The organism is Microcoleus sp. Pol12B4, assembly GCF_036701385.1.
Taxonomy (GTDB): domain Bacteria; phylum Cyanobacteriota; class Cyanobacteriia; order Cyanobacteriales; family Microcoleaceae; genus Microcoleus.
The window spans coordinates 1-13167 of record NZ_JAUBQR010000190.1 but is presented as its reverse complement, the minus strand read 5'-3'; the positions used below and the strand labels follow the sequence as shown (position 1 = coordinate 13167).

The window sequence follows — 13167 nt, the reverse complement described above, 5'->3', positions numbered from 1 at the left end:
ATATCGTCGCCATTGGTACCGAGAATTGCATCCGGGGAATTGCTGCCCAAATCAGCATCGCCGCTGACAACAGGAGTGGCAATCCCAACAGGTAATATGACAGCTTCAATCCTGCTATCTAAAGCAGTACCAGTATTGTCAGCGACTACCTGGGAAATAGGTTTATTTCCTGAACCAACTTCTTTGAAGTCTTGAGTTGTTGGGCCCAAGGCTACTTGTTGGAGGCGCGCAAGTGATTCAGGAATTGATGTTGCTGTTGGGTTGGAGACAGCGGCATCAATCCGCTGATTTGCTGTTGCCATTACTGTCGCCGATTGCGGTGTAATTTGGCTAACTTGTTGACTGTTGAAGCTGGGGTCTATTTGCTGGATTTTCGCGGCTGTTTGCTGAATGATTGGTTCTAAGGCTGCTGCATTGCTGAGGTTTAAGACTGTACCGGATTGAATTTGATTCGTAATTGAACTGACAACAGCCTTGACTATATCGGTATTGACTGCACTGGAAGCACCGTCAATCAAAGCGCTGGTTTGGGTGATGAAGTTTTGGACTTTCACCATTGCGGATAAGACTTGGACTCCGCCTGGTTGGTTGTTGTTGGTAGCTTCTATGGGGTCTAAGCTAGTTAGGTCAACTTCAGCGGGGAGTCCAAGGGCTGCTTTGACTAAAGATTGGGCTTCTTCTGGTTCAATTCCTTTGTCGATTAAGTCGGCGATTAAGGTGGTTAGAAGGGTGACTACACTCGCATCTGGCGGTGCGGTGACTGGTGTTTCTAGGGGTAAGCCGGTGGCGGTGTCAATGCCTCCTATAGCTACTAGATTGCCTTCTGAGGGGTCGATTTCTCCGTTTTTGTTGGTGTCGAAAATCTCGAAGGGGATGTTGAGATTGAATTTACCGCCTGTGTCGGTTGTGGTGGATGGTTCGTTGGTGTCGAGGATGCTGTTTTTGTTGGCATCTAAGAAGACAGTTGCACCGGAGATATAACCGTCAATAACCCAGCGCCCATCTTTCGTTGTCACCGTGAAAGTCTGTTCGCTACGGCCACCGTAATTGTCTGTAGCTATTAACTTCACCTTGAAGGGTTGCGAACCGCTTGGGGGAGTTCCAGTGAATGTGATGGTGTTTTGCCCGTAGTCTTGAAGCCAAAGCCAGCTAGTTTTTGAGTCACTGTATAAAGGACTGCCATCAGGTAGAGTTAACTGGTAATTAATCTGGTCGCCATCGGGGTCAGTGTATACATTTTTGATAGGTTGGTTAAACTCAGTGGGCTTGGAACCCAGGTTAATTTGCTCTTCTGGCGCGCTGTTGTTAACCGTAAAACTCCCTCCGAAGGCAAAGGGGGAACCTGCCCAAGCATTATCAATTGCTTGCACGCCCCAGTTATATTCCCCGCGAGGTAAGTTTTTAAGTTGCCACTGGGTGTTTTGACTAACATTCCCCAATCCAACAATTTGTCGAGTGCCGTCCCACAGAGACATCGGGGAAAGAATATCCTTACCCTCGGAAGTCTTAACTTGCAGGTTGTAGCTTAAACCATCAGCAGGAGTTTGAAGGTCAGTTGCTTTGTTCCATTTAAAAGTGACAGTTCCACCATCCGACTTAACCGTCGTCAGCCCTGTGGGTGCAGCGGGAGGAGTGTTCGCATTAGGGGTGTTGTTGCGGAAGACTTTGGTAAAGGAGTCGTTTTCGTATATGGCTTCGTAGGGGTTGCTTGTTGAATAACCCGTGAGCAGGATATCCAATTTGCCATCCTTGTCGTAGTCTCCCCAAGCAGGTTGGGAATCGAATTTATCACCAGGCTTTGCGCCACTGTCGATTTGTGCACCGCTGTCGGTAAAGCCATTGCCCGTGTTGCGATAGACTTTGGTGACGCTTGTTCCTGGACTTTGGAAATCTTGTCGCTCCCCACCAGTAAGCAGGATATCCAATTTGCCGTCATTGTCGAAGTCGCCCCAAGCAGCTTTAGCTTGACTCAAACCAGGTATCTGTGCACCTATGTCTTCAAAGCTGGCTGACCCATTGGTACTGGTTGTGTTGCGGTAGACTTTGGTGAAAAGCTGGCCTGAACCATTCGCGCCGTCGATCGCCCCCGTGAGCAAAATATCAAGTTTGCCGTCGTTGTCAAAGTCACCCCAGGCCATATCATAAACATTGGCGCCAAAGGGAGGGAATTCTGAACCTAAACCAGGCAATGATACGTTTGTGTCTTTAAAAACGCCATCGCCCAAGTTGCGGTAGAGTTTGGCTTTTTGCCTTGGCCACCCTGATTGACTCTGTTGTGACTCCCTTACCTTGATCAGGATATCGAGTTTGCCATCATTATCAAAATCAGCCCAAACTCCAGAACTGGTAGCACCAGCTATTTCGCTAGTAGAAAATAGTGGTTCGCCAGTATCGAGACGTGCTTTGCTATCTTGAAAGCGGTCTTGATACATAGAGCCTGTGTTGCGGTAGAGCGTAGTGGCGATCGAGTAGTCGCTCCCAGAACCTTGTGTATTGAGCAACAGATCGGGACGCCCGTCATTGTTGTAATCTGCCGAACTCGATCGAACAATTGCAGAGGAGAGGTTGTTAGCCAGAACTCCAGGGGTAAATTGCACACCACCGTTGTACGTGCCATTGCTGTAGATTTCGTACTTAAAAGTGTCGTTGCCATTGTTAGTGATCGCAGATGTATCCAGCCTGCCGTCATTGTTGTAATCTGCCCAGACTGGACCATAACCATCTCTTCGATTAGCTTCGCTAAAGCCATATTCGCTCAACTTTTGGCCGGTGTTGTTGTTGTAGGTTCCGGTGTTGTCGTAGATGTATCTGTTTCCGAGGATATCTAGTTTGCCATCATTGTTGTAGTCTCCCCAGATGGCCGAAGATAAACCAGATATCGCGTTCGTGTCGGTGAAAAGTCTGTCAGCATCAAAAATTTGCAAGGTGGTAGAGCTTTGAGGGCCAATATTGGCATTATCCGCACTAGCGATCCGAAACGCGATTTCTTCTGTTCCCTCACCTTGAGTATCCGGCAAAATGTTAATTGTGAAAGTTTGAGTAGCTTGGCCTGGGTTAAAGGTGACGGTGACTTGACCAGAGTCACTGGAGGCAAAGTTCCAATCTTTTGCCAAAGTCGCTGAACCACCATTAACAGGTTGTATGTACACCTGGGAAATTTTGTTTAGAGCCTCCGCAGTCCCAGTGCGAGTGAGAGTAATTTGTTTCTGAACTCCTGTGGGACTTTCATTGACTTGGTAAGTAGCTTGGGAAAATTTTACCGTGGGAATACCAAGTAGCGGTCCGGTGTCGTTATCAGTGATCGCTACCGTCGCCATTAGAGCTGTGTTATATCTGGTATCAGAACTAGATACATAGTGAACAATATTAGCGCTGTGCGCGCCTTCCACAATCGTATCGTCAACCGCCTTCGCTGTAACGCTTTGAGGGACATTCCAATTATCCGCAGTGAAAGTTAGAGGAGCGATCGCCGCTATCTGCTGATCTGTTGTGAAATTGATATTTACCGGGGCGATCGGCTGCGACGTTAATTTGATCTCATAATTGCCATTCGCGACACCTTCTGTAGCAGTTGTACTCGTAGGTGTAATGAGCACATATGCTGCGTCGTTATCGGCAATCTCTACTTTTACATCCTGAACTGCAGTCCCGCTATAGTTAGGGTCTGGACTGCTAACAATGTGAGCGATCGTGCCGCTGTGCGCGTATTCGGCTTTGAGATCGTCGGTAGCGGTGACAGTGACTTTTTGCGCGATATTCCAGTCAGTGCTGTTGAAATTAATCGCAGAAACCGGATTAATTTCACTCCCGGTATTGAAGCTGAGGCTAACAGGTGCGCTCGGTTGGGTGTTGAGCTGGACTGTATAACTGCCCGTCGCGCCGTCTTCTGTAGCAGTTGTACTCGTAGGTGCAATGGTAACACCTGGTTTTTCGTTGTCGGTAATCGCTACATTTACATCCTGAACCGTCTGACCGCTATAGTTAGAGTCTGTACTGGTAAGAGTGTGAGCGATCGTGCCAGTGTGTGCGCCTTCGGTTTTGAGATCGTCGGTAGCGGTGACAGTGACTGTTTCCCCTTTCTCCCAGTTAGTGCTGTTGAAAGTAATCTCAGAAATCGGATTAATTTGACTGCCTGTCTGGAAGCTGAGCTTAACATCTGCTTTCGGTTGAGTGTTGAGCTTGACTGTATAACTGCCCGTCGCACCGCCTTCTGTAGCAGTTGTACTCGTAGGTGTAATAATCACACCTGCTGTGTCGTTGTCGGTAATGCCTACATTTACATCCTGAACTGCCGTCTCGCTATAGTTAGGGTCTGAACTGATAACAGTGTGACCTATCTTGCCGCTGTGTGCGCCTTCCGCTGTGCTATCGTCGGTAGCGGTCACAGTGATTTTTGTCCCCCTATCCCAGGTACTGCTGTTGAAAGTAATCTCAGAAATCGGCTTAATTTCACTGCCTGTATCGAAGTTGAGCTTAACGTCTGCAATCGGTTGACTGTTGAGCTTGACTGTATAACTGCCCGTCGCGCCGCCTTCTGTAGCTGTTGTACTCGTAGGTGTAATGATCACATCTGCTGTGTCGTTGTCGGTAATAGCTACATTTACAGCCTGAATTGCCGTGCCACTATAGTTAGGGTCTAAACTGTCAACAAGGTGAGAAATCTTACCTGTGTGTGCGCCTTCGGCTTTGCGATCGTCGATAGCAGTGACAGTGATTGTTTCCCCTTTCTCCCAGTTAGTGCTGTCGAATTTAATCGCAGGAATCCCCTTAATCTGATTGTCTGTATTGAAGATGAAATTAACAGGTTCATTCGGTTCGCTGTTGAGCTTGACTGTATAACTGCCCGTCGCACCGCCTTCTGTAGCAGTTATACTCGTAGGTGCAATGCTGACACCTGCTGTTTCGTTGTCGGTAATCGCTACATTTACATCCTGAACTGCGGTGGTGGCATACTTAGTGTCCGCACTCTCAACACGGTGAGAAATCTTACCCGTGTGCGTGCCTTCGGCTTTGCTATCGTCGATAGCAGTGACTGTGACTTTTTGGAGAACATTCCAGTCACTGCTATCGAAATTAATCGTAGAAATCGCCTTGATTTGACTGCCTGTATCTAAGATGAGCTTAACAGGTGCATTCGGTTGGCTGTTGAGCTTGACTGTATAACTGCTCTCCGCGCCACCTTCTGTAGCATTTGTACTCGTAGGTGTAATGCTGACACCTGCTGTGTCGTTGTCGGTAATAGCTACATTTACATCCTGAATTGCAATTGCCGTGCCGCTATACTTAGGGTCTGAACTGCTAACACTGTGAGCTATCTTACCACTGTGCGGACCTTCGGCTTTGCTGTCGTCGGTAGCAGTGAAAGTGATTGTTTTCCCCCTATCCCAGTTAGTGCTGTCCAAGATAACAGGCGCGATCGCATCTATTTCAATTCCAGTAAAGTTAATGGTAACAGGGAGCTTCGGCTCAGACGTTAACTTGAGCTCATAACTGCCCGTCGCCCCGCCTTCAGTAGCAGTTGTTTGCGTGGGAGTAATAGAAATACCAGCGGTATCATCGTCTTTATTGGTAATGCTAACATCCGCTGCATCTAGCTTATAATTCGGATCGTCGCTAACAGCAAGCTTTGTGACAATTTTGTAGTCAATATTACCGTCAACTATGTTATCATTAACCCCGGTTACTGTTACTTGTCGCGCTGTCTTCCAGTCAGCCGGAGTGAAAGTTATGCTGGCAGGGGAAACAGTTCCCTCGGCAGCATTATCCGTGTTCAAACCGATAGTCACATCAGCAGTTGGCTGAGTATTCAGAACCACAGTAAAGTTAGCCTTTGTGCCATCTTCACCAGTAGTTAATCCCGCCGTCGGATTAATTGTAATTCCCGGAGTTTCATTGTCACTGTTAGTGACGGTTACATCTTCAGGATCGAGGTTATTGTAATTAGGATCGTTGCTGGAAACAGCCTTCGTGACAATTTTGTAAGGTTGAGGGCCATCAGCTACTGCATCGTCAACACCACTCACTGTTATTATTTGCAGTTGATCGTAGGTAGCAGGAGTGAAAGTTATGCTAGCAGGGGAAACTGTTCCTTCGGCAACATTGGAACTGCTCAAATCGATCGCAACATCAGCAGTGGGTTGAGAGTTGAGTTTGACAGTGAAGGTAGCAGTGCCACCGACGACTTCACTTGTAGTTAATGCTGTTGGGTTAATAGTAAAGCCAGCTTTGTCATCATTAGTAATAGTTGTGGTAGCGGTAGCAGTGGTAATTGTCGGTGTTACGCCTGGGCTTGTGGGACTTGAAAGGGTGACGGCTATGGTTTCGTCGGGTTCAGCTAGGGTGTCGCCTAATACATCCAGAGTAATGGTTTTGGATGTTTCATCGGCGGCAAAATTAATTGTGCCGGTAGGGGTAGTTGCCCCTGAAGTGCCACCGATGTTGTTGTAATCGCTGACGTTTGTAGCTGTGCCGGCGATGGTATAATTGACGCTACTTGCCCCGCCTGTGTTGCCGCTGCGAGTGGCGGTGAAAGTCAGAGGTTTTGTGCCAGTGTTGCCTTCAGGAATGCTGGCAGTACCAGCGACAATGGCATAAGAAACAGTACCGTTGGCTGCAATATTTAATGTTGTTTGTTTGGTTGTACCGGCAATGCCTCCGGTGATTGCGCCCAAGTTGAGGATTGCGGTTTCGGCGTTTTCCGGGAGATTGTCGGGTTTGATCGTGACTGCAACATTCTGGGTGAGAGTAGCAGTACCGGCGGGGAAAGTAATAGTAGTAGGCGAAAAGGTGTAGTCTGAATTTTCGGTGGCTGTGCTGCTGGGGTCGATGACAATTGGTACAACTACATTGTTTAAAGGAGTGCCGCCGCTGAGAGTAACGGGAATTACTGTATCCGCAGATCCTTCTGTACCGCTGTAAGTTGCAGTACCAAAATTGACTGTATTTGGTGTGTTTAGGAAAACAGAAACGTTATGTGAAAAGCTTGTCACCGCTAAATCAGGTAAACCGTCCTCGTCAAAATCAGGTAAACCCTTCCCGTCTAACTCAGGTAAACCGTCCTCATTCAAATGCTTCACAGCAACAGCAGTAGGAGTCGGTCCGGCATCTAAATCAGCAGTCTGGGTAAATGTGCCGTCGCCATTCCCCAACAGAATTGAAACCTTGTTGTCATTTTTCCCGACAGCCAAGTCTTGCTTGGAGTCACCATTGAGATCCGCAACGGTGACAAAAGTGGGACTCGATCCCACGGGAATTTCCGTAGTAGTAAAGCCCCCACTACCATTTCCCCGCAGAATTGAGATGCTGTTAGACTCAAAGTTCGTCACAGCCAAGTCGGGGAAGTTGTCATTATTGTTAAACTTCCCCACAGCCAGAGAATATGGTCGCAACCCCACTGTAATATTATTGGCAGCGCCAAAACTCCCACTGCCATTCTGCAGTAAAATTGAAACGCTGTTAGAACTATTTGGCATACTGCTCGTCACAGCCAAGTCTTGTTTGCCGTTGCCATCAAAGTCAGCAACGGCAATAGATTCAGGAAATTTTACTACCAAAAAGTTTTGAGGAAGTGCAAAAGTGCCATCACTATTCTGCAATAGAATTGAGACGACACCATTAGTATTGGTGGAACCCGTGGCGCGATAACTAGCTAAAGCTAAATCTGCCCGACCGTCACCATTAAAATCTGCCGCAGCAATGTATGTAGGCGCAATCAGCGAGTCGAAAGATAGATCGACGGGAGCGCCCAAGCCAGTGCTACTCCCATAAAATATTGAGACAGAACCATTGCCATTATCTACAACCAAGTCGTCATAAATATCTGTATTAAATTTACCGACAGCGAGAGTATTACTTCCCCGTGGCAACAGAGTAGCGGTGCCAAAGCTACCCGTGCCATTTCTTAACAGAATTGATGTGCCTGGACTTGAGCCTCCCGGACCGCTCAAGTTACTAAAAGCTAAGTCTGGTTTGGTGTCGCCATTAAAATCACCGACACCGGCTGAGACAGGATAGCGCCCTGCACCAAAATTAGTCGCTGCACCAAAACTATTCAAAACATACTCGTAACCTGCTAATACTTCGGCTTCAAATACCAGCGGTGTTTCAATTTTCCCGGTTCTGACTTCCAGTTCCCAATCGCCGCCCTTTGCTACACTTCCGGTGAGGTTTTGGGAAGCTGCAACCGACGCCCCGGTTAACTCACTCAAGCGTTTGACAAATGCTTTACCTGTCTCGCCTGCTGCTACTGAGCACCCGTACAGCAGGATATTAGGTCGATTTTTGCTCCTTGAGTCGGTTTGTGGCGAAAACCACTGCTGTAGAGAATCCCGATCGCACTCTATATCATCTAAACTAAAGCGAACGTCGCCGAGTTGCAAGCTGCCGGGAGCACCGTGAGAAACAATGTGAATGCTGTCAATATTGGTACGAAGAGCTAAAATATCAGTAATTTGGTCGATCGTATCCCGGTTCCCATCCAAAACCACTACTTCCGTACCCGGTTTTACCCCAGCGATCAAACTTTGATAATTTTCTACTTTCGGATCGATAAAGGCGATCGACTTTATGGAAACTTGATTATTTAAATTTGGCATACTGCACCTACTAATAGCTAAAAAAAGACAATGATTCCCCTGTTTCGCGACTGGCGTCGGAAACACTTTCTCAAGGTTGTAGTAACAATAACTGTTTTTTGAGAAAATCTATATAAACTTTTCTTTATAAACAGTTTTTTAATTAAAGTTTTGATAAAGATGGGGAAATTTATTAAGTGATATTACGGATGAGCCAGCGCGAGGTGGATTACATAACACAAAAACACTTCCGTAGCAAGTGTGGTGAGATTGAAATATTAAGATCGGGATTTTTGATACATATCTGCGATCGGCTTGGGCCCTTCGTTTCAACCCCTGGCGGACTTTCGGGCAAGGGTGGGGGCGGGTTTACGAGATAATTGGTTTTAGGCAATTATTTTTGGTAAAACCCGCCCCCAAAACTTATTCGTTACCATCTTTACGGGCGATTCCCTACGGGATAGCTTCGCTTCACGTACTTACTTTAAACTCCGATAAAATAAGTGCTTGAACCGATACCTTTCTTAAATTAACCCGAAATTAACGGCACTGATACTGCTAGCAGAAACACCACTGAGAGAAGCTAAAATCTCCCCTGTTTGTGCAAACCGGATTAAAGTTGCACCGCTATCTTCGACAATAGCCAATTGCGAGAAACTCAGCCCGTTCCCCAATACTAATAAGTCTTGACCCAGTTCAAAGTCAGCAATAGTATCAATACCGGAATTGGTAGAGAGTAAGAACTTATCATTGCCTACATCCCCTACTAAGGTATCATCGCCCAAATCGCCACTGAGGAAATCGTTACCCTGCTCTCCTAGCAGAATATCATTGCCTTGACCGCCGTAGAGGGTATCGTCGGCTTTTTCACCAATTAGGATGTCTTCACCTCGATTGCCAGAAAGGAAGTCACTAGCAGCACCACCAGTCAAAGTATCAAAACCCTTTCCGCCGTAAAGCGTATCGTCCCCAATTCCACCATCTGTTAAGTCGTTCCCCTGATTGCCATTCATCCAATCATTGCCATCAAGGCTAAAGAGCAAGTCATTTCCTTTTTTACCGCGCAATACATCGTCGCTAGCGCTGCCCATGAGGGTATCGTCGCCATCTGTGCTTTCGGTAGTATTTTCCCCATCTTTAACGAATTCAATACCGCTTTCTAGGAAGGGTTCATCGGGTGTAGACGGTGTACTAGAGTCATCAGTATCTAAAGTATTGCGGAGTGTTGGATTGTTAGCTGTCGCAGACTGAATTTTGGTATTTAGAGATGCACCAGTATTTTCGGAAATCGCCGACTGAATCGTCTTATTTCCGGCTGCGACTTGCAGTAAATCTTGGGCTACTTCTCCTTGTGCGACTTTTTGGATGCGGGCGATTTCTGTGGCGGCATCTGAGGGCGAGGAATTGCTGGATGCGATCGCACTAATTCGCTGATTACCATCGGCAATAATTTGAGCAGCCTCCGAGGCAATACTAGAGAGTTGCGGTGCTTGCTGTTGACTCGCTGCCGACTGAATAATCGCCTGCAATTGGGTGGAATTGCTTAAGTCGAGAGGGCCAGTTTTAATTTGATTGGCAACGGCGGAAATTGCGCCATCGGCAATCTCATTTTTCGCGGTAGTTGAAGCACCGCTAATTAAATCAGTTATCAAAACAATGGTATTTTGCACCTGAGCGTGTGCTGCATAAACCGCCAAACCGTTCGGGTCGTTTTGAGTAATTGCCTGTAGCGGATCGTAGCTAGTCAAGTCAATTCCTGACGACACTCCCAGTGCAGATTTTACCTGAATTTGCGCCTGATTGGGGTCAATACCTTGCTCGATTAACTCCGTCAATAGGGTAGTTAACGGAGTGACGACAGTAGCATCTGGTGTAGCAAATATGGGCGTTTGCTGCGGCAAATAAGTAGAGGTATTGATACCGTCTATCATTACAATTCTGCCTTCTTCTGGTTCAAGATCGCCACTGTTATTTAGATCGAAATTGAAGAGAGAAACTTCCAGAACGAAACTGCCATCAACGTTAGTAATTGCAAATGGTTCGCTATTATCTTGAATTCCATTGAAATCAGCATCAAAGAAGACCTTTGCTCCCATGAGGTAACTGTTAACACCTCTACCCCTTGTGACCACCATACCTGATGTAGTACCTCCTGGAATTTCGGTACCATTCGACTGCGATTGTGGCACTACAGGAATACGTCCCCTGGTGACACCAGTTGGTAACGGCACTACAGGAATACGTCCTCTGGTGACACCAGTTGGCAACGGCACTACAGGAATACGTCCCCTGGTCACACCAGTTGGCAACGGCACTGTAATAGGACGTGGGCCTGCAAGAGTTGGCTCTACACCAAACTTGGCTAACTCAAATACGTCAACCTTTTTATCGTAGACTGTTTTGTAATCAAATCCGCAAGGATAAGGTATGGTGATTGCAGGGATGGTTTTGCTACCAAATGGCGTCCAAACTTTTACTGCTGGAGTAATGGTTTTTTCACAGAACTTTGGTACTAAAACTTTGACTTCCGCACCCAAGGAAATAGGGATTTGTCCTGTTACATCAAATAGTTCCCAAGGTTGGCTGATACGGGAAGCAATTTCCGAGCCTCGAATTTTGCCATCACCGCCTTGTTTGGGCGGGAATTCTCCAATATCTCTCAGATCAATGCCGACTTTTCCTGAAATTCCACCTTTGACATAACCCTCGGCAATTTTCAGATCTATCCCAGCACCTATGTCAATGCCAGCCTCAAGACTTAGTTCGTCAACATCGCGTCCGGTACCGTGAGCAGTTTCGCGATCGCTCACATAAAATCCATCCAAAACTTGAGCGGCTGAATCCGCAGCAAAATTAGAGTTTTTCCACTGACTTAATCCGTAGGTATCGTAGCCGAATCCTAGATTAGCTGAAGCACTAAAATTGCCTTCAATTAAACCACTCAATGGCCCCCATATCGGAAATGGTTCACCGGGAATATTAAAATCAAATTCTAGTTTGGGTATCTGATAGGTAAATAGCGGAACATCCAGTTTACCTATCAGCAATTGAATCGCAGTTTCCGGGTTGGTCAAGAGTGGGATCTCAAAGCCTTCAATATCTTGTAAAGCAGTGAAGAATTTGTTGACTATGCCGCTTGTTTTGGAGTTAATTTGTTGTTGATTAGAAGTTGGAAGTTCAAAACGTTTTAAAAATGGGAAAACCTTAGATGTACGGGTTGATTCTACTGAAGTTTTTGGAACTGGGGAAGCAACAGAAAAAGCATTTTGAAGATTAGCACTTTGATCGGAAACATCTATATTTCCCAGAGTGTAGGAACCCAAGTCTATTTTATCCGAAGAGTTTGCTATTTCCTTTGCCAAATTAATAACTTCATCAATCTTGGGAATCGCATCTACAAAGCCAGTATCGATATCGCGGCCAGAGAGTTTTGCTGCCAGTTCTAGTACGCTGACTTTGCCATCCCCATTTTTATCAAATGGTCCCGCTATCTCTAGTGCAGACAGTAACTTGGTATCTGCATCCAGAAATTTAATAACTGGTCGAAATGGTTGAATGACATCGGAAATTTTACCCAAAACAGGTTTGGCAAAATTATTGACAAAAGTCCCCAAATCTAGTTGCATATTGTTAAATGCAACTGTTGGCTTTTGCGGCCCGGTTAATTCACCGTTAGCGTAATTTAGGATGGGCCAATCCACTGCTAAGTCGAAGTTATAGGAGGGGAATGCAGCATTGCCGTTGATGCTGGTTTTTGCTGTGAGACCGAGATTAGCATTGCTCGTTAAGTTGGCATTGAATAAGTCTTTGAACAGATAGTTACCTTGCAGTTCTGGCAAGGTGAGGCGAGAGCCATCATTTGGGCCGCCCAGATTGTCTAAGTCTTTCAGCTTGACTTCAAGTTTGGCATCGACTTTAGTAGGTTTTTTAGTATCGTTTGCCAGGTCTACTTGGAAAAAACCTAAGTTGCCTTTTGCCTTGAATTGGTCATTTAGACCCAAGTCAATGTTGGCGGTTAAGTTGGTTTTGTCAGTATCTATGTAGCAGCCGAAATCTTTACTAACACCAACTCCTAGGGACAAGTTGTAGTTGTATTTTGATTTGGCTTTTCCATCTACATCTAAGTTTAATGCCGGTACTCCTAAGTTTTTCGAGAGATTGATGTCGGGAAACTGATATTGCTTGCCCAGAGTAATTAGCAAGGTACTTTCCGCAGAACTCGAATTCCCAGTGAGAGCAACATTGAAGTCCGATCCCAGTGCAGTGCGGAGGCTACTTTCTAACTGACTCAGAGTTTGATTTCCCTGATTTTTAATCGTATCGACTAACTTAGTCTTGATATTGCCAATAAAATCTGGATAAATGTTCTTGAGAGGGCCGACAATGGGTAGGTTAACTGCCTGTAATTGGTCGTTAAGAATTTTCTCAAGTTTATCCAATCCAGCTTCTACGCCGCACCAATTCTTCTGTGTGTCGATGGTACCAACAGGTGTCGGCGGTGTCGGCGTGACTGGCGTCGGTGTCGGCGTGACTGGCGTCGGTGTCGGCGTGACTGGCGTCGGTGTCGGCGTGACTGGCGTCGGTGTCGGCGTGA

2 protein-coding genes are annotated in these 13167 nt (G+C 46.3%); both read right to left on the bottom strand.

Going from position 1 to position 13167, the window contains the following annotated elements:
- Positions 1 to 8594: FG-GAP-like repeat-containing protein (locus tag QUA38_RS22140; protein ID WP_333165609.1), on the bottom strand; the 8594-nt coding region annotated here is incomplete at its 3' end.
- A 503-nt stretch (positions 8595 to 9097) separates the two neighbouring features.
- Positions 9098 to 13167 (bottom strand): calcium-binding protein (locus QUA38_RS22135; protein ID WP_333165606.1); only part of this gene is annotated, 4070 nt, incomplete at its 5' end.